Raw genomic sequence first — 20,066 nt, forward strand, 5'->3', positions numbered from 1 at the left:
TCGTGACAACCTCGGAAATCAAAGAGTACCCCCACCTCCTGCCCCGGTTTCCGCGGCGGGTTTGAACCTGCGTCTTCCAGGGCCGCGCGTTCGCCGCGGAGGTCACCGCGGTAGCATCCATGCGAGATCTTCAATGAGAATGCATCCCACGACCCCGAGATCCACTGAACGTGAATCGATGGATGCACCACGGCCGAACACCCGCTTGCTGCAAGCGGAGTTCCGAGTGCTGCGCCGCCTCAATTCCTTCACCCGCGCAGCGCGGCACCTCATCCACGCCATCGAGTCGCGCATCCAGCCCGCCGCCGGCGACAGCGTTTCGATGATCGACTTCGGCGCGGGGATCGGCGACATCGCGCGCAGCGCCATCGAATCCGCCCGCGGGAAAGGCTGGGGGCTTCGCGTCCACGCCACCGACCGCAATCCCGATGTCGTGGAGATGTGCCGCGCGGCGGGGTCAGGCGAGGGCATGACTTTCCAGCAGGTCGACATCCTCGGCGCCGGCACGACCTTCGCCCCCGGAAGTTTCGATGTGGCGCACGCCTCGCTGATGCTGCACCACCTGCTCGACGCGGACGTAGTCGAGGCGCTGCGCGGCATGGCCCACACCGCGACGAAACTTGTGGTCTGGAACGATCTGCTGCGGTCGCGCATCGGATTGCTGGGGGCAAGGCTCGCCACGCTGGGCTCCTCCCGGATCGTGCGCGACGACGCGATGCTGAGCGTGCGGCGAAGTTTCACGCTGGAGGAGGCGCTCTCCTTCGCCCAGGCGGCCGGACTCGAGGAGATCGAACTGCAGCGCCGCAAGGGCGCCCGCTTCGTCCTCTGCGCCCGCCCTCCCGCGAAGAGCGCGCCGGACGCCCAACCCAAACCTCGCCTTGAAGCCATCATCCCATGAGCGCCGCCACCACTGCTTTCCGGCTTGGCGCGGCGCTGCTGCTGATTGCCCTCGGCGCCTTCGGCTGCGCGGCGAAGAAAACCAGCAGCCTCTCCACCAGCAATCCCCTGCGTAAGATGGGCACATCGAAGATCGTCATCCTGATGAGCGGCCTGCCGGAGGATGTCACGGAGGGATCGATCTATGTCGCGCTGTGGGGAAGCGAGGAAAGCTTCATGCATGGCCAGCAGTGGGTGCGCTCCGCCATCGTGCCCATCGCCCGCGCCGGCGAACCCTGCGTCATGGCCAAGCTTCCCGTCGGAACCTATTCCGTGTCGGCCTTTTTCGACGCCACCAACTCCGGCGAGTTCCGCCGCAATGGCCTGGGCATTCCGATCGACCCGTGGGCGATCTCCCGCGGCAGCCCCCTGATGGTTCCTCCCAGCTGGGAGCACTCCAAGTTCGAGATCGAGGAGGGAACCACGGAGGTCGAGCTGGATTTCAACCACCAGGCGAGGCCGCAGCCGTGACGGGCTGGTGTCTTTTCGAATCGCTGCTGAACAAATCGCTGCGCCACGGGACCCTCATGCGAGTCGAGGTGGTCGACGAGGGCGGACTGCGCGATCTCGCCGGCGAGGAGCCTGTGCTCCTGGCCGCGAACCACCAAAGCCACATCGACACCTCCATCATCTTTCATGCGGTGCCGGCGCCGCGCCGCAGCAAGCTGCGCATCGTCGCCAGCGACACCCGCTTCAACCACGCCCCCGCGAAGGCCCCGTGGAGGGAGCGGCTGGAGCGTTGGTTCCTTCATGGGCTCGCCGCCCACGCCTACCGCGCGATCTTCGTCGGGGGCGACATCGACCCGCACCGCTCGGTCGATGTCATCACCGACGCGATCAAGACCGGCGCCAGCGTGGTGCTCTTTCCGGAGGGCACTCGCACGCGCGACGGCGCCCTGGGCAAGCTGCGCCCGGGTGTGGCCCTGACCGCGATCGCGACCCGCTGCCGGGTGATACCGGTGCGCATCGACGGGACCCGCGAGGCGCTGCCGAGATCCCGGCGCATGCTGAGCCTGCGCAGCCGCGTCACCGTCCGCTTCCGCTCCTCGATCGTCGCCCAGCAGCATGAGGCTTCCGACGCCTTTCTGGAAAAGCTGGCGGCACGGCTTGCCCCCGTGGCGTCGCACTCCACGACCGGGGTCACATGACGGCCGCCCGCGTCGACCTGGCCCGCATCGTCACCGACGACATCTATCACCGGCTCCTGGAGTCCCTTCCCTCCTGCGCTCCGCTGGCCGGATTCGTGGCCCAATCCACCTCCTTCCTTTTTGTGCGCGCCTGGCGGGCGCGCCTGGTGGCCAACGCCGCGCGGGCGCTGGGGCCGGGCTCCACCCGCGGCCAGCAAGTGCGCTGCGCCTACCGAATGCTCGGCGCGATGCAGCGCTCGATCGCCGACATCTTCGCGTCGAAGGACCTCACCAGCGACCAGCTCTGCTCCAAGGTGGCGGATCTCGACGGGTCGGCGGACTATCTCGCCGCGCGGGAGCTGGGTCGCGGAGCAGTCATTGCGGGTGTCCACATGGGGGCCTTCGAGCCGGCACTGGCGATGCTCTGCCGCCACGAGCGGCGCGTGCATGTCCTTTTCCAGCCCGATCCCATGCCGCGCTTCGAGCGGGCGCGACAGGGTCTGAGGCGGCGCCTGGGTGTGATCGAGCACCGCATTTCCGACGGGGTCGCCGCGTGGAGCGAGCTGCTGGACGCGCTGCACGCGGACGAGGCAGTGGTGCTGCACGCCGATTGCGTCATGCCGGGGCAGCACGGGGCGAAGATGCCCTTCCTGGGCGACCCGGAGGCGCATCTTCCGACGGGGCCGGTTCGACTTGCGGCGGCCGCCGGCGCTCCGATCATTCCAACGTTTTGCGCCCGCACCAACCGCGGCTTCCGCGTCTGGAGCGACGGGGTCATTCCCGCGCCGACGGCGCCGATCACCTCGCGCGAGTCTGCGGCGCATCCCGCCCAGCGCGCCTTGGTGGCGGCGATGGAGCGAGCCATCCGCGCCCACCCCGACCAGTGGATGGCGTTCATGGATCTGCGCGAGGCGCCCGCCCCGCAGGGCCGCCCATGAATGGAGCGACCTCATGAAGCCGGTCGCCATCATGAGGATCGCGGCGCAAGGCGCGCTGGGAACCACCGTGGCGGAGATGGTCGCGGCGCTGCGTGCCGGCGAGTGCGGCATCCGCGTGCCGTTGCACCTGGAGCAGACTCCGAAATTCGCCGCCGGCGCCGGCGAGATTCCCAACTCGACGTCGTGCATGGGATCCTGGCGCGCCGAGCTGCTGCTGCGCCGGACGCTGGCGGAACTGCTCTCGCCGAAGGAGCATGATGCGATCGCGAAGGCGCCCGACCGCTGGGGCATGGTGCTGGGCACCACCCTCGCCGGCATGCGCCATGGCGGCGAAGGCCTGCGCCTGGAGCACGCCGGGCGCGCCGCCGAGTCGGATGAGCACTACGGGCACACCACCGCGTCGTCGGTCCTGGGCCACGCCATCCAGGATCTCGGCCTGACCGGCCCCACCATCACCGTCTCCTGCGCCTGCGCTTCGGGTCTTTCGGCGATCTCGCATGCCTGCGCATTGCTGGAGGCGGGCGAGATCGACTGGGCGATCGCCGGCGGCTACGACCCGATCTCGGAGTTCCCCTACGGCGGATTCGCGGCGTTGCAGCTGGTCGCGGCGGACGCGCTGAGTCCCTTCAGCCCCGACCGCGCCGGGATGAAAGTTGGCGAGGGCGTCGCGCTGATGGTGCTTCGACGCGGCGAGGATGCGTTGCGGGATCGCTCCGACACGATCATCGGATTCATTGCCGCCGCAGCCGAGAGCAGCGACGCCCACCATCTCACGCATCCCCATCCCCAGGGCATCGGCGCCGCCGCGGCTTTGGCGCGGGTCGCGGACTCAAACCCGCCGCCACAACTTCTCGTCGCCCACGGCACCGGCACCATGGCCAACGACGCCACCGAGTACGAGGCCTATCGCGCAGCCTTCGGATCGAGCCTGCCGCGCATCCCCGTGGTCGCGCTCAAGAGCCGGCTGGGGCATCCGCTGGGCGCGGCGGGCGCGCTGGAGCTGGTCGCGGCTCTGGGCTGCGCGGAGGCGGGTTTCACTCCGACCACGGCGGGTCGCGGGCGCGACGCGACTGCATTTCCGGATCTCCAGTTGCTTCAGGGAGCCGTTCGTGCCGGCGCTCCCGCCGACCTGATCGCTCTTTCGGCTGGATTTGGCGGGGCGAACGCGGCCTTGCGCGTCGTTCGGGGAGCCAACCCTCCGCAAGTCCGCGTGAATGCAGTGCGAGAATCGGAAGCGCGCGGCCGTCCGGAGATCTGCATCACCGCGGTCGGCGCCGTTTCACCCGCGGGCCGGGGCATTGATGCGTTGGTGGCTCATGCGCGCGAAGGATGTCCGTGGGGTCACCTCTCCGAGGAGGTGCTGACTCCGCTGCTGGACCGGGCCAAGACCCGCCGATTCGCTTCGATGCCGCGAATCATGATCGCCGCGCTGCGCGACTTGGTGGAAAGCGGCGGCATCACGCCAGAGGAGCTTCGCGACACGCCGCTCATCGCGGCCAACTGGACCGGCACTCCGGCATTCCTGAACGAGTACTACCGCGACCTGGTCCGATCGGGGATCGACCTCGCCAACCCGATGCTCTTCGCCGAGAGCGTTCCCAACGTCGGCAGCGCCCATTGCTCGATCGCCATGGGAATCCGCGCCGCCAGCCTGAGCGTGATCGGACGGCGAACGGCGGCGGTCGAGGCGGTCGCGCTGGCCTCGGCCAAGATCCGAACCCGCGCCTGGCCGCGGGCGATCGTGGTCGCCGCCGAGGAGGCGCATCCCCTGACCGAGCGGTTGATGTCCCTGTGCGCCGGCGAGCCCGTTCCGCTGCGCTCTTCCGGCATCGCCATCTTGATTGAGCCCGCATCCGCCGTTGCGACCCCGAGAGGCCGCAAGACGATTGCCCTGCATCGATGCGTCGGCCGAACCTCGGCGCTGAACATTGCCAAGGCGGAATCCTCGATGCGGGAGGCACTCGATCCGCGGCATAGATGCGGCGCGTGGTTCACCAGTCAATCCCCGCTGGATCGCGGCATCGCATCCAGCGATCGCGCCGCGACACGACTTTCGATCGCCGAGTTCGGCGCCGCATCCGCCCTGGCGTCGCTGTATGTCGGCAACGCACTGCGATCGACTCGCGACGAACCCTACTCCATCCTTGTATCCGACCCGCATGGCGCCTGCTGGAGCATGACCGCGCAGTAGCATGCACCATCGACGATTCCGCCGCTGATCCCTTCACGAGCACCTGCATGGGGCCCACGACCGACACCAACTCCACCGACGCCCAGCCGCGCCTGATCAAGGCATGGGTGGCCAGCGGCGATCCGCGGCGCGACCTTCCCTCATGGACGCGCGCTTTCGACGATGGAGAGGCCACGCTTGCGTCGCGAAGCGTTCCGGCGCAGGAGCTTTTCGGCGAACGACTGGCCGAAGCCGCGCGGGACGCAATCCTCGCCGCGCTCTCGGAACTTCCCGTCGGCCCCTGCCGCATCTGGGCCTTCCTGCCGCGACCGACCGAGCGCGACGACGATTTTCTCGAGCGCTACATGCGCTTCAACGAGGGACGGACCAACGCATACCGCTCGCTCAGCGATCAATTGACTGCCGTGCCCGCGGGCACCTGCGTCGGACATGCCGGCGCACTGCTGGTGATTCACGCTCTTGCCCTGCGAACTCCCTTCGTGACGGTGGAGAATCCGCGGCAGCGCCCGGCCTGGCTCTACTCGCGAAAATTCGGCCCGGTCCCGCCCGCCTTCGTGCGCGGCACGACCACCCACCGGATCCTGATGGCCTCGGGAACCGCGGCCGTCGTCGGGGAAGACACCGTTCACGACGCCTCGATTGACCTTCAATTCCAGGAGGCCATTCACAATCTGCAGTCGCTGGCGGAAGCGGCCGGCGCCGCGGGCGCCTGGCGGTCGCTCCAGATCTATGTGCGCGAGGCCGCCGATCTCGACCGCGTCCGGGAGCTGGCCGCGGCGCGTTTCGGCGGCGGCGTCGAGCGCATCCTGCAGGCGCCGCTCTGCCGCGGCGAGCTGCTGGTGGAAATCGAGGGAATCTGCGATGTCCTCGCCGCGCACCCATGATTGCTTGGTGATCGGCGCCGGCCCGGCGGGCAGCGCCGCGGCGATCGAAATGGCGCGGGCCGGACTCGATGTGCTGGTGCTTGACCGCGGCGAGTTTCCGCGCTTCCGAATCGGCGAAAGTTTCCTGCCCCGAACCAAGCGTGCCCTGCGCCGCCTCGGCGTGCTCGACAAGTGCCTGGCCCTGCCTCACGCGCGCAAGGTCGGCGTGGAGATCTCGCTGGGCGACGGGCGGCATGGGCCGCAGTACTTCTACTTCCGCGATGTCTTTGGAAGCGGCGACCGGGAGACCTTCAACATGGCGCGCATCCATCTGGACGCGATGATGATGGAGACCGCGCGTGAGTCCGGCGCCGAGGTCCGCACCTCCTGCGCCGTGAAGGCGATCGCGCGGCTCGAAGATGGCGATGTCCAGGTCGACACCGAGCAGGGTCCCGTCAATGCCAAATGGATGATCGACGCCAGCGGACAGGCGACCGCCGTCGGGCGAGAGCGGTCGACGCGACGCTTTCATTCCTTCCTGCGCAACGTGGCCTACTTCGAGCACTTCGAGAAGGTGGTGCGGCCCAGCGGCAAGGGCGACCATTGCTTCGGCCTGGTCATCGCGGACGAGGGATGGTTCTGGATGATTCCGCTGGATGCCACGCGGACCAGCGTGGGGTTCGTGGCGCGCGAGCAGCTGCACGCCTCGCTGGATGTTCCTGCCGACCAGCGCCTCCGCTGGGCGATCGAGCGCACGCCGATCCTGCGCGAGCGCATGGCCAATGCGGTCGGACCGGACCGCAACCGCACCATCTCCGATTTCACCTATCGCTGCGATCCCTTCGCGGGGCCGGGGCACTTCCTGATCGGCGACGCAGCGGCCTTTCTCGATCCGGTCTGGTCGACGGGCCTCACGCTGGGACTGCTCGGCGCCGAGCAAGCGGCGGCGGGCGTGGTCCGGATCATCAAGGGCGCAAGCCCGGCCGCCGAGCGTGCCCGACACAACGCCTGGACCACGCGAATCACCAACCGCGCCTTCAAGCTGGTGGAGGGCTTCTACGATCCGGGATTCCGCGACCTGCTCTTCTCGCCCAGGCGAACCCGCGGACTCGAGCGCGCCTTCATCACCCTGCTCGCCGGCGAGATCGACGACATTCCCTTCGGCGTGGCCGCCCGCTGCCTCCTGCTGCGGACGATGTGTTCCATCCAGCGGCGCCGACCGATCGCGCCGCGAGTGCGGCCCTTCAAGCTGCGCCTGGCGGCGCCCATGGAGAGCATGGCCTGATGCGGCTGATTCTGGAGGCGCTTGCAAGGCATGCCGCGGATCGGCCGAAGCAGATCGCGGTGGTCGATCCGGATGGAAGCGCACATTCGTGGGAGTCCATCGCCGATCGCGCACGCCGCGTCCAAACTTTTTTGGATGGACGGATGGCGCCGGGCGCGTTCGTCGCGATCTCAATCGCGTCGGGAAGCCATTTCTGGTGCGCACTCCTGGGGATCGCGGGCGCGGGGCGAGTGCCGGTGCTGGTTCCCTGCCCCCTGCCGCGCACGATCGCCGATCGGATCGCTTCCGATCTCGGTGCGGTCGTGGTGATGGACGAAGCTCGCTGCGCATCGGCTCAATCCGAATCGGCATGTACGAAGGATTCCGCCGACCCGGCGGGCGTGGTTCTGCTTTCGTCGGGAACGACTGGACACTCCCGCTTCATCTTCCGCCCCAGCGAGGCAATCGACCGTGTCGCCACCACCATCCTTCAGGAGGGACTCACCCGACCGGGCGATGCGTCGCCCTGCTTCATGCCCATGGCCCACGCCTATGGCTTCGAGCATGCGTGCCTCGCGCCGATCCTGGCAGGAGCGCGGATTCACGCCCACCGTGCCTTCTCCGTCAACGCAGCCTCACAGAGCCTCGCCGATGGCGCGACCACGCTGTGCCTGGTGCCGGCGACCGCGGAGGCTCTCGCGGAGCATGCGCCGCCCGCCACCGCGCTGCGCTGCATCGTCGTCGCCGGCGCCGCTCTCACTCCCAATGTGCGCAAGAGGCTGCTGCGCGCCTTTCCCGTTGACATCGTCGATCTTTATGGAGCAAGCGAGACGGGAACCATCTGGCTTGATCGCGGCAAGGGCGGACGCATGGTGCCCGGCGTCTCGGTGCGGATCGTGGACGCAACCAACACTTCAAGGCTCGTGGACATTGCCGATGGACGCGAGGGAGAGATCGCCGTCCGCAGCGATGCGATGGGCGACGCGATCCTGGCCGAGAAGGGAAGGCGAATGCCCCTGCTTTCGGAGGGGTTTTTCCGCACCGGGGACCTGGGTCTGCGCGGTGTTGATGGAACCTTTCGCATCACGGGTCGCGCCAAGCTCGTCTTTGATGTCGGCGGACTGAAGGTGAACCCGATCGAGGTCGAGCAGGCCGTGGAGTCCCATCCCGCCATTGCACGGGCGATGATCCACCCGATCCGCGCCGGCGAATCGCTCAACCGCGTCGGGCTCAAGGTGGAACTGCGTCCCGGCGCCGCCGCCCCCGCGATCGAGGAGCTGCGCAGCTTCCTCGCGCCGCTCATCGCCTCGCACGCCATGCCACGATCGCTCGACATTCGGAATGAACTTCCCAAGACGGCCAGCGGCAAGGTGATGCGACTCGCGGGCACGGATCGCATCGAGCCGGTCCTGCAGCGCTTGCCGGGGCTCGAGGCGCAGGAAGACCGCGAGGCCTTCACCAAAAAACTTTTCGACGAAACCGCGTGCCGCTACGACGCCTCGAGCGCAACGCCATTCCTGGGCAGCGGACGCTGGCACCGCCGGCGCATGCTCCTGCAGTGCGGGCTTCGCGCCGGCTCCTCGCTGCTGGACGTGGGCTGCGGCACCGGGCTCTGCGCCTCAATTGCGCAAGACATTGTCGGACCCGCCGGCCGCGTGGCCGCGATCGATCCCAGCACGGGCATGCTCGAAATGGCCCGCCGCCGCGGCGTGCGCGAAACCGTGGTCGGCCGCGCCGAGAGCCTCCCTTTCGATCGAGCCTCGTTCGATTTCATCTCGATGAGCTACATGCTGCGCCACATCGAGGACCTGCGCGTCGCCTTCGCTGAGGCGCGGCGCGTGCTGAAACCGGGAGGACGGATCCTGATCCTCGAGGTGACCCGCCCCGAGGGCCGCGCGTCGAGGGGACTCTTCGACTTCGCCATGAAGTGGTGCGCCCCCACGATCGGCGTGGTCACCAGCGGCCGCCCCTCCACGTTCCCGATGATGCGCTACTGGGCCCAGACGATTGAGCAGGCGGTGCGCCCGCCGCGCATCATCGAAGCGCTTGAATCCTGCGGATTCATCGGCACCCGGCACATCCTGGAATTGGGCATCTTCAGCTCCTATCGAGGAGTCGCGCCGCCTGCGTGAGGGCGAAGGCCACCATCACGACCGAGCCGGTCAGCAGCCATGTCGGCAGCGAGCCAAAGAGCAGCGCGAAGGCGATGGCGCATCCCGCCGCCGCAGGCCAGCAGGCATGCAGCTTCCACGCGATCCACGCCGCCAGCGGCACCGCGAACCACATGGGAAACCAAAGCCCGCACATACCGCCAACAAAGGCCGCGCATCCAACAATCCTGCGGAAGGACATGTCGCGGCGGCGCAGCGGCTGATCCTTGCCTCGCAGCGGCATCGCCAGCACGAGGCACTCGATCATCAGCCCCGCGAAGACCGCGAGGGATTCCCCCCAATCGCGCGTCAGGCTGTAGTGCGAGACCCGGCTCTGCTTGGGCAGGTAGACCGTTGCGATGGGGCGCTCGTCGATCAGGACACCCAGCCGCGCGGCGCGAACCAGAAATTCCTCCTCCCAGGCGAAGTGACCGCTGAAGCACTCGATCTTCGCGCTGCGCGGCAGCGGATAGACGCGCATGCCGCAAACGGGATCGGACATTCCCAGTCCTGTCAGCGCGCGAATGCCCAGCGACCAGAGGCGCCGGCCGAAGAGGCTCGTGGCGGGATAGCCGGCCATGGTCTCGTCCCGCGCGCCAAGCATCACTTGGCCGGGCTTGCATTCGGAGAGAAGCCGCACCGCGTCCGCCACCTTGTGCTGCCCATCCGCGTCGAGGGTCAGCGCGGCCTCGAAGTCGCGCCGCGCGGCCTCCTTCAGACCCTCCGCCAGCGCGGCGCCCTTTCCGCCATTGGCTTCCAGTGAAATCATCCAGCGATTCTCCCCCTTGCGGCACCATTGACCGACCCACTGGGCGCTGCCATCGGTCGAACCGTCGTCCACCACCAGGATGGGCAGCCCTGCATGTGCCAATTCGTCGAGAATTCCCGGAAGCGTCGCCAGATTCTGATAGGCCGGCACGAGGGCGACGCAACGCATTGGACTATCTTAGAGAGATGTCCGATGTGTGCAATCTGTTCCAGTCCTTGTTCGACGAAGCGCGGCGCGACGGCGACCATGCGTACGCCGAGCATGTGAACCCCCACTTCGCCAAGCTGCTGCGGACCACCGGATTCGATCGCGTCTATGTGCGCGGCGCCGGCCCGTTTCTCTATGACGAAGTTGGACACGAGTACATCGACTGCATCGCCGGCTTCGCGGTGCACGCGCTGGGCCGCTCGCACCCCGACGTCGTCGCGGCGCTGCAGTCGGCGCTGGCGAGCGGGCATCCGGGCTGGGTGCAATTCGAGCTGAACCCGCTGGCGGCGCTGCTGGCCAAGCGCCTCTCGGCGCGCATGCCGGGCGACCTGCGCCACGCGCTCTTCACCAGCTCCGGCACCGAGGCCGTCGAATGCGCCATCAAGCTCGCCCGGCGATTCACGGGTCGCGACGCCCTGCTCCACTGCGACAAGGCCTTCCATGGACTCACCCTGGGCGCCCTGGCCGCCAATGGAAATCCCCAGCTGCGCGAGGGCTTCGGCACGCTGGGGGAATCACAGAGCATTCCCTTTAACGATCTCGCCGCGCTGGAGCGCGCCCTGGCCTCGCGCCGCTTCGCCGCCTTCCTGATCGAGCCCGTGCAGGGCAAGACCTGCCTCACAGTGGACGATGGATACCTGGCGGAGGCGTCGCGCCTCTGCCGCGCGCATGGCACGCTGCTGGTGGTCGACGAAATCCAGACCGGCATCGGACGCACGGGAAAATTCCTCGCCATGGAGCACGATCCCGGGTGCATTCCGGACATCGTCGTGCTTTCTAAGGCGCTCTCGGGCGGATTTGTTCCCGTCGGTGCGGCACTGGTGCGCGGCGACGTCTGGCGGAGCACCTTCGACTCCATGTCGAACTCCTTCATCCACACCTCCACCTTTCAGGGGGGCACGCTGGCGATGGTCGCCGCGCTCACCACGCTCCAGGTCCACGACCGCGAGCGCCTCTCCGAAAACGCTGACCGAATGGGGGCGAGGCTTCACGCCGGCTTCGAGGAGATCGCGCTGCGCCGCACCGCCATCTCAAGCGTGCGCGGCCGCGGCCTCATGATCGGCGTCGGCTTGGACAAGGGATCCGTGGAGCGCGCGATCGCGGCGATCCCCGGACTCGGATCCCTGGAGAGATCGCTCTTCGGGCAGGCCTTCGCCATGGAAATCCTCGCTCGGCATCGCGTGCTCAGCCAGGTCACCGATCATGAATCGAATGTCCTGAAGTTCACGCCGCCGCTGGTCATCGGCCCCGGCGAATGCGACCGGGTGATTTTGGCGCTGGACGAAACCCTGGCGCGGCTCTCGGGCACATCTACGCCATTTCTGCGCGGCATCACCCGGGTCCTGGGCAACCTGGTCCGCTGAATCAGGATTGCGTGATGGAGAGCACGAGCGTGCCCTCCGCCACGACCACGCCGCGGTCGCGCGCCTTCACGTTGAAACGATGCACCTGTTCAAAGCTTCCCTCAAGGGTGGCGCTCAAGTCGATGGTCGCCGGAGGTCGCACGGGCTGGCGGAAGCGGATGTCGCTCTGCACCAGCATGCCGGCGCGGATGCGATCGGGATCGTGCGCAATCATGACCAGTCCGGCGGCCTGCGCCAGCGCCTCGATGATCAGCACGCCGGGCACGACCGGATTGCCGGGGAAATGCCCGCGGAAGAACGCCTCGCTTCCATCCACGCTCCAGGAAGCCTCGATCGCCCCGGCCACCACCGAATGCACGGCGTGGACGAAGAGAAAGGGGTCGCGATGGGGAAGCTTGTGGATCAGCGGCGAACTCATAGGCCGGCCGCGGCGAGCTCGCCATGCACGAAATCGACGAACTCCCCCACCGTGCCCATCGAGCCGCGGTTGAGCTTCTGGGCGGGAATCTTGTGCTTGTATTCCTTGTCGATGCCGGTGACCAGCATCAGCAGGTCCAGCGAGTCGAGCTCGAGCCCGCCGCCGACCAGCTGCAGGCTGTCCACGACCGGGATGCCGGAGAATTTCAGATCCACCTGCACGATCCTGCGGACCGTTTCAAACACTTGATTCCGAAGGATCGACAAGGGGCACCTCGATGGCATGGGCGAATCGCCTTGGCCGATGTCCACTTTACCCGCTTCACCCCCATCGGTCACAATGCCGCCGTGACCAAGCCCACGCTCATCCTGGACCGCATGCAGTTCTTCGGGCGCCTGGCGGGCGACTATCACGCCATGTTTGGCGTCACGCTTGATGCGCTCAAGGGGCGGCGCGTGCTGGACTGCCCCGCGGGTCCGAGCTCCTTCGTCGCCGAGGCAGTCGCTGCCGGCGTCCACGCGGTCGGCGTCGATCCGCTTTTTGTGCACAACGCCGACGAGCTGCGCCGGCGCTGCGAGGAGGACATCGCCTACACCCTCAAGGCCATGGCGGCCCATGGCGGCGCCTACACCGACCTGGATCTGGCGGCCTATGCGGACAACAAGCACGCCGCCCTGAAAATATTCCTGGGCGACTTCCAGCAGGATCGCAGCGCCTCGCGCTACATCAACGCCAGTCTGCCGCGGCTTCCCTTCAAGGACGAGTCCTTCGACCACACCTTCACCGCCCATCTGCTGGTGACCTACAGCGACCCCGCCTCGGGGGGCATCCTCCCCGATTCCCCCTTCACCGAGCAGTGGCACCACGACTCCGTGATGGAACTGCTCCGCGTCACCAAGCGCTCCATGCACCTCTATCCGACCACCACGCGGACTTCACCCGCGCGGCGCCATCCCTACATCGAGTCGCTGGTCGCCAAGCTTCAGAAGCAAGGCGGCTGGAACTTCCGCTTCGAGCCCTCGACCTACCAGCGCGGCGACGCCCTGCAGAATCAACTCAATGCCTCGCTGGTGATTGAGCGGCAAGCCCGCACGCCGTAACCTTCATCAACGCACCTCTGACCGCAAGGACCAACCATGAAAACCCAATCAACGAATCGACTGCTCCTCGTTCTTCTCCTCGGCTCGGCGGCGCTGCTGGGCGGATGCATCATCGTCAGCAAGAATGTCTCGCCCGGTGCAGTGCAATCCTCGTCGTCTCAACAGGGTGCGGCGCCAACCGATGCCGCGCCCAAAGCCGAAACCCCGGCCAAGGCCCCGCAGGTGCGGCTCTCCACCGCCCCGCTCTCGCGCGAGGGCGGCGTGCTGCCTCGCCAGAATGAAGTGCTGCAGCGGGCACGGACCGGCAATGCCGAAATCGTCTTCATCGGCGACTCCATCACGCAGGGCTGGGAAGGCTCCGACAACTGGAAGAACATGGTCGGCTCGCACACCGCGATGAATCTTGGCGTGGGCGGCGACCGCACCGAGCATGTGCTGTGGCGGCTCGAGCAGGCACCGCTGGGCCGCGTTGATCCGAAGGTGGTCGTGCTGATGATCGGCACCAACAACACCGGCCGCGACGGCCCCGAGGACATCCTGGCCGGCATCCGCGCCGTGGTCGATGTGATCGCCCGCCAATGCCCCAACGCCACGGTGATCGTGCTGGACATTCCGCCGCGCGGCCAGACCATGAACGACGCCCGCGGCAAGATCGCCCAGGTCAACCAGGCTCTCTCGCGGGGCGGCCTTCCAGCTCACGCCCGCTTCGTGCGCGTCAGCGACCAGTTCGTGCAGCCCGACGGCACGATCGACCCGGCGATCATGCCCGACGCCCTGCACTTCTCGCCCAAGGGCTATGCCATGTGGGGGGCCTCCATCAAGCCTGAACTGGAATCCTCGCTGAAGGCGAACACGGGCTGAGACTCGGGCATAATGCGGCACCCCTAACCATGAGCACCTCACCACACAAGACTCCGCCCACGGCTTCCTCCTCGCAGCGCGTCCTGATCAGCATGGCGGCGCTGATCATCGGCGTGATCGCAATCGGATTCACCCTCTCGCAACTCGGCGCGTCGAACAAGCCCGGGGCGCCGCGCGTGCCCACCGTGACGATGAAGCAGCCGGATCCGGTCAAGAAACCGGACGCCGCCAAGCCGGCGGCCCCAACGAATCCTGCGACCGCTCCGCCTGCGGCCCCCGCTCCGCCCGCATCTAATCCGCCCGCCGCCGCGCCGGCATCCGCGGCACCAGCGACGCCTGCCGCGTCGAACGACTCCTTGCCCGACTCGGCGGTCGACGCCTCCATCGCCGCAACCCTTGACAAAGTGGTCAAGGAGAACGATCTGCCCGGCATGGCCGCGGCGGTCATCGTGAATGGGAAAATCCTCGGAGCGGGCGTCGCGGGAATTCGCAAGAAAAAGGGATCGGACCCGAAAGTTGAGTTCGACCCAAATCAATTTCCCGTCCTTCGCGACGATCCTTTCTTTCTTGGCACAGCCACCAAGCCTCTCACCGCCACGCTGATCGGCATCCTTGTGGACGAGGGCAAGCTGAAGTGGGACAGCACCATCGGCGACCTCGTCGGACGCGACATCAGTTCCATCAATCCAGACTTTGCCGGCGTGACCATCGACCAGCTTCTGCACCACCGCAGCGGCTCATGGCCCAATGGTCCCAGCGAAATCTGGGAGGCGGCCAAGCGCGCCAAAGGCACGCCCGTGGAGCAGCGCATCGCCTATGTGGAGGCGATCCTCTCGCAGCCGCCGCGCTTTCCTCCCGGCAAGTATCTCTATTCAAACGCGGGCTACGCCATTCTCGGCTTCATCGCCGAGACGATCACCAACACCCCCTACGAGACGCTGATGGAGCAGAAGGTTTTCGCGCCGTTGGGTTTGAAGAGCGCCGGATTCGGCAACGCCGGCAGCGCGGATGAGGTGACCGCTCCCTATCCGCACATCGAGTCCGGCTTGCCGACCTTCCTGGTCAACCCCGAGGCGGTCACGCCCGCCGCGCGCATCCACATGAATGTCACCGACTGGGCCAAGTTTTGTCTGGTGCACCTGGGGCACCAGCCGACTCCGCCGCTGCTGAAGCCCGAGACGCTGGAGCACCTGCACACGCTCGCCGGCGAAGTCGCCGAGGACAAGTCCGGCTATGCCTGCGGCTGGATGCGGCCCGAACGCGAATGGGCGGGCGGGCGAACTCTGAGCCATCCCGGGCGCAGCCACCTCAGCGATGGCGTGGTCTGGCTCTCGCCTCAGAAGGATTTTGGTGTGCTTGTGGCGACGAACCAGGGCGGTGACAAGGCAAAGGCCGCGGTCGAGCAGGCGGCCAGCGCGCTGATCGCGCAGTTCCTGCCTGCCAAGAAATAGGTCGCAAAGACCGCGATGCGGCGCGCCGCCGAGTGCGATCCATCAATGATTCGCGAGTCGCTCAACCGCCCGAGGTGAACTTGGCCGTGCCGTTCTCGTCGGTGTAGATCTTGATCTGGCTCTTGCCGTTGGGGGCGAGCCAGATCATGAAAGCCTCGCCGTTGGCCTTGGTCGAGGCGCCGATGCGAAGCTTGTTGTTCAGGTCGCGCCACTGCAGGCTGCTCTCGCCGCTGGTCTGGGTGGTGAGGGCGATCCGGCTCTGGCCCTTGGTGTCCAGGCACTGGAAGCTCGACTGCCCGCTCGAATAGGTCTTGGCGGAGAGGCGGACGAATCCCTCCTCGTCGTACCACGCCAGGCCCGCGGCCTTGTTGTCATCCTCGCCGTTGAGGACCAGACGTTCCTTGCCCGCGGCGTCAACCACCGCGAGGCGGCGCACCGTCAGGGTGTCCTGCGGGGCGGTCTGGGCGCCGCCGACCAGCAGGGCGGCCAGCGCCGCGATCAGCGCGAAATTGGTGGTGCGAACCCGTGACAGCGACCGTTCCACGCGGTCAAGCCGCGACGCAAGATTTGACTCGTTCATGGGGTCAACGCTATCACGCCTCCGGCTTCCTTTCCACTCGACGCAGCGGGAATCCCCCGCCGCAGGATTCCCCGGCGGAAGGTAGATTCCCCTTCCTTCCGACTCGCCCCGAACCCCAAGGAACGAACGGCCATGCCGAACTCGCTTCGAAACACGCAGTGGTGGATGATCGCACTCAATGGCGTGCTGCTGCTGCTGGGCGGCGCGGCGCTGGTCTTCGTCCCCTTCCTCGCGGCCTTCACCTTCGCCGCGGGTTTCGGACTCATCCTTGTGGTCATCGGCGTGATGAGCCTCTTTGCCGCGCTGCGCACGATGGGCCACAGCCAGCACAGCCTGCTGATCTTCGTCGGACCTTGCCTGGCGATCCTGCTCGGCTCCGTGCTCTGGTTCACGCCGGAGAAAGGCCTGGTGGCGCTGACCCAGGTGCTCGGAGTGTTCACGACCGTCATCGGCATTTTCCAGGTGGTGGCGGCGCTGGGCCTGGCGGGCCGGATGCACTGGGCGCTGCTCCTGATCAACGGCCTGCTGACGCTGGCCGCCGGCGCGGTGATGCTCTTCGCGCCCGGCATCGCCATCTTCGTCTTCGCCATCTTCTTCGGCGTGCAATTGATTCTCAACGGCTGCCATCTCATCCGGGCCAGCATGCGCATGAAGCAGTTGACGGCCTGAAACCGCCTCGATCCCAAGGACCCCAGCCATGAAAATCCGCGACTTTATGCGCACGCACTACCGCCACTTCAACGCGGCCACTTTGGTGGACGCGAGCGAGGGCTATGTGAAGCACCTGAAGTCGGGCGGCAAGATGATGATCACGCTGGCCGGGGCCATGAGCACCGCGGAGCTGGGCATTTCGCTGGCGGAGATGATCCGCAAGAACAAGGTGCACATGATCTGCTGCACCGGCGCCAACCTGGAGGAGGACATCTTCAACCTGGTGGCCCACACCTACTACGCCCGCGTGCCGAACTGGCGCGAGCTGACGCCGCAGGACGAGGTGAAGCTCTACAAGCGGCACATGAATCGCGTGACCGACACCTGCATCCCCGAGGACGAGGCGATCCGCCGGCTGGAGAAGGCCGTGCTTTCCGAGTGGATGGCCGCCGACCGCGCCGGCAAGCGATTCTTTCCGCACGAGTTCTTCTACAAGATTTTGCTTTCTGGAAAGCTGAAGAAGTTCTACGACAACGACCCGAAGCACTCGTGGCTGCTGGCGGCGGCGCAGAAGAACCTGCCGATCATCGTGCCGGGCTGGGAGGATTCGACGCTGGGCAACATCTACGCCTCGCACTGCATCACCGGCGAGATCAAGAATGTGCACACGGTGCGCAGCGGCATCGAATACATGCAGTACCTCGCCGGCATCTACCAGAAGACGGCGCCCAAGAATTCGATCGGGTTCTTCCAGATCGGCGGCGGCATCGCGGGTGATTTCCCGATCTGCGTGGTGCCCATGCTGCACCAGGATCTGCACGTGAAGAACGTCCCGCTGTGGGGTTACTTCTGCCAGATCTCCGACTCGACGACGAGTTACGGCAGCTATTCCGGCGCGACCCCGAACGAGAAGATCACCTGGGGCAAGCTGGGGCCGAAGACGCCGCGCTTCATCATTGAGAGCGACGCCACGATCGTGGCTCCGATGGTTTTTGCGTATGTGATGGGTCAGTGAGCGCGACCGAACCGGCCCGACCCTTCGATCGGCAGCGCGGTTTTATGCGAAGTGAAGCCCCCGCTCAGCCTTCGATCGAAGGAATTTCCCGCTCGAGGTAGGTGTAGCCGTTGATGCCGCTCTCGTAGATGCGGACCAGCGACTGGCTCTCGGTGGCGGTCATCTGCTTCATGCGCACGGCCTTCTCGCACTCGCGGCGGACCTGCGCCAGCAGCGTGTTGACGTCGTAGTGCACGTAGGAGAGCACGTCGCGCACCGCGTCACCCTCGATGATCTCGTCGATCCACCAGTTGCCGCTGCCGTCGTACTTCACGTGGGCGACATGGGTGTCGCCGAAAAGATTGTGCAGATCGCCCAGCGTCTCCTGGTAGGCGCCCACCAGGAACGCGCCGATGTAGTAGGGCTCATTCTCGTCGAACTCATGCAACTCGACGAACTTCTTCACGTCGCGGTCATCGACGAAGCGGTCGACGCGGCCGTCCGAGTCGCAGGTGATGTCGGCGATGGTGGCCTTGCGCGTCGGCTTCTCGTTGAGCCGGTGAATCGGCAGAATTGGGAAGAGCTGGCGGATGGCCCAGATGTCCGGCAGGCTTTGGAAAATGCTCAGATTTCCGAAGTAGGTGTCGCTCAAGAGGCTCTCGAGATCCTCGAGTTCCTCCGGGGTCTCCTCCGATTCGCGGCACTTGTCGCGGATCTTGGCGCAGGTCGCCCAGTAGATCGCGTCGCAGAGGGCGCGGTGCTCCAGGTTCATGTAGCCCAGGCTGAAGAGTCGGCTCGACTCGTCGCGGGCTTCGCTGGCGTCGTGGTATTGCTCGATCAGACGCCGCTCGGAGATGTTCTTGTAGGTGTCGAAGAGCTCCAGCAGCGGTCGCGGCAGCTCTTCCTCCCCTGCCTTCAGCGCCGGCAGCTCCGCAGGCACGCGAGTGCGATCCGGTCGATCCGCGGTGATGGTGTCGAAGATCAGCACGCTCTGCTGGGCGACCATGGCGCGGCCGCTCTCGGTCACGATGGTCGGATGGGGCACGCCCTCCTCGTCGCAGACGCTCATCGCTCGGTAGATCACCGTCGCGGCGTACTCGGGCAGCGTGTAGTTGGTGCTGAACTCGAAGCTGGTCTGGCTGCCGTCATAGTCGATGCCCAGGCCGCCGCCGACGTCCAGGTACTTCATGCCGGCGCCGAGCTTGACCAGCTGCACATAGGTGCGGGCCAGTTCGTTGACTCCGGCGTTGACCTGGCGCACTTCGTGGATCTGGCTGCCCATGTGGCAATGGAGCAGTTCGAAGCAATCCTCCATGCCGCGAGCCCGCAGGTATTCAAGCACCTCGAGCACTTCGCTGAAGCTCAGGCCGAACTTGGCCTTGGCTCCGCTGGAGTGGCGCCAACGGCCCGCTCCCGGGGTGCTCAGATTGACGCGCACGCCGATGCGCGGGCGAATCTGGTAGCGCTGCGCGTACTCGACGATCAGCTTGAGCTCGGTGAGATTCTCGATGACCGGAATGATGGTGCGACCCAGCTTGGCCGCGAGCGTGATGAACTCGATGTAGCGGGCTTCCTTGAAGCCGTTGCAGATGATCAGCCGCTCGGGCGTGTCGCTGGTCATGCCCAGCACCGCGAGCAACTCGGGCTTGCTGCCGACTTCCAGGCCGAAGCCCAGCTTCATGCCGTACTGGCGCACTTCCTCGACCACGCGCCGCTGCTGGTTCACCTTGATCGGATAGACGCCGACATATTCGCCCTTGTAGTTGTGCTCCTTGATGGCGGCGGCGAACGCTTCATGGATGTCATTCAATCGCTTCTCGAGAAGATCGCTGAAATGCACCAGCACCGGCGTCTTCAGGCCGCGCTCGCGCAGGCCCTCGACCACACTGTGCAGATCGATCTCGGCGCCGGGCGTCTTGGTGGGAAGCACCACGACATGGCCCTTGTCGTTGACATCGAAGAATCCCTTGCCCCAGCCGCGCACGTTGTACAGGTCGACGGAATCTTCAGTTGTCCAGACGGGCTCAGTGGAGGTTCGGCCGTTGCGCGGTCGCGGTTCGCCCGGAGGCGTCACGGGCGTGACCGCGGATGTTGCGGATGCGATGTGGAACGGGGGGATGGCCTGCTTCGTCAACTCTGTCGATCTCCTTTGCAATCCGTCGATGGACTGCGAGCCAATTGGCATGGGCACTATACGTCAAA

At 66.5% G+C, this 20,066-nt stretch carries 19 protein-coding genes; 14 read left to right on the plus strand and 5 right to left on the minus strand.

Features of this window, described 5'->3' with window-relative positions:
* Positions 1 to 226 precede the first annotated feature (226 nt).
* The 8 genes from K8R92_09840 to K8R92_09875 are packed head-to-tail and all read left to right on the plus strand — an operon-like array spanning position 227 to position 9,451.
* Positions 227 to 898, plus strand: a complete 672-nt coding sequence (locus K8R92_09840; GenBank protein MCE9620196.1) for a methyltransferase domain-containing protein — start codon at positions 227 to 229, stop codon at positions 896 to 898.
* Positions 895 to 1,407: a DUF2141 domain-containing protein gene (locus K8R92_09845; protein ID MCE9620197.1), complete on the plus strand. Its 513-nt coding sequence runs from the start codon at positions 895 to 897 to the stop codon at positions 1,405 to 1,407. Before K8R92_09840 ends, K8R92_09845 begins: the two co-directional genes overlap by 4 nt.
* Positions 1,404 to 2,084: a 1-acyl-sn-glycerol-3-phosphate acyltransferase gene (locus K8R92_09850; GenBank protein ID MCE9620198.1), complete on the plus strand. Its 681-nt coding sequence runs from the start codon at positions 1,404 to 1,406 to the stop codon at positions 2,082 to 2,084. Before K8R92_09845 ends, K8R92_09850 begins: the two co-directional genes overlap by 4 nt.
* Complete coding sequence (locus K8R92_09855) at positions 2,081 to 3,001, plus strand: lysophospholipid acyltransferase family protein (GenBank protein ID MCE9620199.1); 921 nt, start codon at positions 2,081 to 2,083, stop codon at positions 2,999 to 3,001. The genes K8R92_09850 and K8R92_09855 overlap by 4 nt, the downstream gene beginning before the upstream one ends.
* Before the next feature lie 13 nt (positions 3,002 to 3,014).
* A complete protein-coding gene (locus K8R92_09860; protein MCE9620200.1) occupies positions 3,015 to 5,192 on the plus strand; it encodes a hypothetical protein in 2,178 nt (725 codons plus the stop codon).
* Between the two features lie 47 nt (positions 5,193 to 5,239).
* A complete protein-coding gene (locus K8R92_09865) occupies positions 5,240 to 6,076 on the plus strand; it encodes a hypothetical protein (GenBank protein MCE9620201.1) in 837 nt (278 codons plus the stop codon).
* Positions 6,054 to 7,340, plus strand: a complete 1,287-nt coding sequence (locus K8R92_09870; GenBank protein ID MCE9620202.1) for a tryptophan 7-halogenase — start codon at positions 6,054 to 6,056, stop codon at positions 7,338 to 7,340. The genes K8R92_09865 and K8R92_09870 overlap by 23 nt, the downstream gene beginning before the upstream one ends.
* The gene (locus tag K8R92_09875; GenBank protein MCE9620203.1) at positions 7,340 to 9,451 is read left to right on the plus strand and encodes an AMP-binding protein; all 2,112 of its coding nucleotides are present in this window, start codon (positions 7,340 to 7,342) and stop codon (positions 9,449 to 9,451) included. The genes K8R92_09870 and K8R92_09875 overlap by 1 nt, the downstream gene beginning before the upstream one ends.
* Here the strand turns inward: K8R92_09875 and K8R92_09880 are convergent.
* Positions 9,417 to 10,406 carry a glycosyltransferase family 2 protein gene (locus tag K8R92_09880; protein MCE9620204.1) on the minus strand — a complete coding sequence of 330 codons (990 nt, stop codon included), beginning with the start codon at positions 10,404 to 10,406 and terminating at the stop codon, positions 9,417 to 9,419. The genes K8R92_09875 and K8R92_09880 overlap by 35 nt on opposite strands.
* Positions 10,407 to 10,423: 17 nt before the next feature.
* On the opposite strand from K8R92_09880, the gene K8R92_09885 reads away from it, so the two are divergent.
* Positions 10,424 to 11,809 carry an aspartate aminotransferase family protein gene (locus tag K8R92_09885; GenBank protein MCE9620205.1) on the plus strand — a complete coding sequence of 462 codons (1,386 nt, stop codon included), beginning with the start codon at positions 10,424 to 10,426 and terminating at the stop codon, positions 11,807 to 11,809.
* A gap of 1 nt (position 11,810) precedes the next feature.
* On the opposite strand, the gene K8R92_09890 is transcribed toward K8R92_09885, so the two are convergent.
* Positions 11,811 to 12,227 carry a beta-hydroxyacyl-ACP dehydratase gene (locus K8R92_09890; protein ID MCE9620206.1) on the minus strand — a complete coding sequence of 139 codons (417 nt, stop codon included), beginning with the start codon at positions 12,225 to 12,227 and terminating at the stop codon, positions 11,811 to 11,813.
* On the minus strand, positions 12,224 to 12,472 hold the full coding sequence (locus K8R92_09895) for an acyl carrier protein (GenBank protein ID MCE9620207.1): 249 nt from the start codon (positions 12,470 to 12,472) through the stop codon (positions 12,224 to 12,226). The genes K8R92_09890 and K8R92_09895 overlap by 4 nt, the downstream gene beginning before the upstream one ends.
* Before the next feature lie 102 nt (positions 12,473 to 12,574).
* On the opposite strand from K8R92_09895, the gene K8R92_09900 reads away from it, so the two are divergent.
* The 3 genes from K8R92_09900 to K8R92_09910 all read left to right on the plus strand — a co-directional run bounded on the left by K8R92_09900 (position 12,575) and on the right by K8R92_09910 (position 15,639).
* Entirely contained in the window at positions 12,575 to 13,327 is a 753-nt protein-coding gene (locus K8R92_09900) for a hypothetical protein (protein MCE9620208.1), read from the plus strand.
* A gap of 315 nt (positions 13,328 to 13,642) precedes the next feature.
* The gene (locus K8R92_09905) at positions 13,643 to 14,188 is read left to right on the plus strand and encodes a GDSL family lipase (GenBank protein MCE9620209.1); all 546 of its coding nucleotides are present in this window, start codon (positions 13,643 to 13,645) and stop codon (positions 14,186 to 14,188) included.
* Between the two features lie 29 nt (positions 14,189 to 14,217).
* The gene (locus K8R92_09910; protein MCE9620210.1) at positions 14,218 to 15,639 is read left to right on the plus strand and encodes a beta-lactamase family protein; all 1,422 of its coding nucleotides are present in this window, start codon (positions 14,218 to 14,220) and stop codon (positions 15,637 to 15,639) included.
* A gap of 61 nt (positions 15,640 to 15,700) precedes the next feature.
* Here K8R92_09910 and K8R92_09915 read toward each other — a convergent pair whose 3' ends face one another.
* Complete coding sequence (locus K8R92_09915) at positions 15,701 to 16,219, minus strand: hypothetical protein (protein MCE9620211.1); 519 nt, start codon at positions 16,217 to 16,219, stop codon at positions 15,701 to 15,703.
* A 132-nt stretch (positions 16,220 to 16,351) separates the two neighbouring features.
* Between K8R92_09915 and K8R92_09920 the strand changes: the two genes are divergently transcribed.
* Positions 16,352 to 16,888, plus strand: a complete 537-nt coding sequence (locus K8R92_09920; GenBank protein ID MCE9620212.1) for a DUF308 domain-containing protein — start codon at positions 16,352 to 16,354, stop codon at positions 16,886 to 16,888.
* Positions 16,889 to 16,916: 28 nt separating this feature from the next.
* Positions 16,917 to 17,885 carry a deoxyhypusine synthase family protein gene (locus K8R92_09925; GenBank protein MCE9620213.1) on the plus strand — a complete coding sequence of 323 codons (969 nt, stop codon included), beginning with the start codon at positions 16,917 to 16,919 and terminating at the stop codon, positions 17,883 to 17,885.
* A gap of 64 nt (positions 17,886 to 17,949) precedes the next feature.
* Here the strand turns inward: K8R92_09925 and speA are convergent, their stop codons facing one another.
* Positions 17,950 to 20,049 (minus strand): biosynthetic arginine decarboxylase, encoded by a 2,100-nt coding sequence (gene speA / locus K8R92_09930; GenBank protein ID MCE9620214.1) that lies wholly within the window; start codon positions 20,047 to 20,049, stop codon positions 17,950 to 17,952.
* Between the last annotated feature and the right edge of the window lie 17 nt (positions 20,050 to 20,066).

The organism is Planctomycetota bacterium, assembly GCA_021414025.1.
In the GTDB taxonomy this organism is placed as follows: domain Bacteria; phylum Planctomycetota; class Phycisphaerae; order Phycisphaerales; family SM1A02; genus SYAC01.

Excerpts from the sequence above, each read along its gene's own strand:
- K8R92_09920 (MCE9620212.1), top strand. The coding sequence starts at position 16,352 with ATGCCGAACTCGCTTCGAAACACGCAGTGGTGGATGATCGCACTCAAT.
- K8R92_09865 (MCE9620201.1), top strand. The coding sequence starts at position 5,240 with ATGGGGCCCACGACCGACACCAACTCCACCGACGCCCAGCCGCGCCTG.
- speA (MCE9620214.1), bottom strand. The coding sequence starts at position 20,049 with ATGCCAATTGGCTCGCAGTCCATCGACGGATTGCAAAGGAGATCGACA.
- K8R92_09880 (MCE9620204.1), bottom strand. The coding sequence starts at position 10,406 with ATGCGTTGCGTCGCCCTCGTGCCGGCCTATCAGAATCTGGCGACGCTT.
- K8R92_09870 (MCE9620202.1), top strand. The coding sequence starts at position 6,054 with ATGTCCTCGCCGCGCACCCATGATTGCTTGGTGATCGGCGCCGGCCCG.
- K8R92_09875 (MCE9620203.1), top strand. The coding sequence starts at position 7,340 with ATGCGGCTGATTCTGGAGGCGCTTGCAAGGCATGCCGCGGATCGGCCG.
- K8R92_09885 (MCE9620205.1), top strand. The coding sequence starts at position 10,424 with ATGTCCGATGTGTGCAATCTGTTCCAGTCCTTGTTCGACGAAGCGCGG.
- K8R92_09890 (MCE9620206.1), bottom strand. The coding sequence starts at position 12,227 with ATGAGTTCGCCGCTGATCCACAAGCTTCCCCATCGCGACCCCTTTCTC.
- K8R92_09925 (MCE9620213.1), top strand. The coding sequence starts at position 16,917 with ATGAAAATCCGCGACTTTATGCGCACGCACTACCGCCACTTCAACGCG.
- K8R92_09845 (MCE9620197.1), top strand. The coding sequence starts at position 895 with ATGAGCGCCGCCACCACTGCTTTCCGGCTTGGCGCGGCGCTGCTGCTG.
- K8R92_09910 (MCE9620210.1), top strand. The coding sequence starts at position 14,218 with ATGAGCACCTCACCACACAAGACTCCGCCCACGGCTTCCTCCTCGCAG.
- K8R92_09855 (MCE9620199.1), top strand. The coding sequence starts at position 2,081 with ATGACGGCCGCCCGCGTCGACCTGGCCCGCATCGTCACCGACGACATC.
- K8R92_09915 (MCE9620211.1), bottom strand. The coding sequence starts at position 16,219 with ATGAACGAGTCAAATCTTGCGTCGCGGCTTGACCGCGTGGAACGGTCG.
- K8R92_09860 (MCE9620200.1), top strand. The coding sequence starts at position 3,015 with ATGAAGCCGGTCGCCATCATGAGGATCGCGGCGCAAGGCGCGCTGGGA.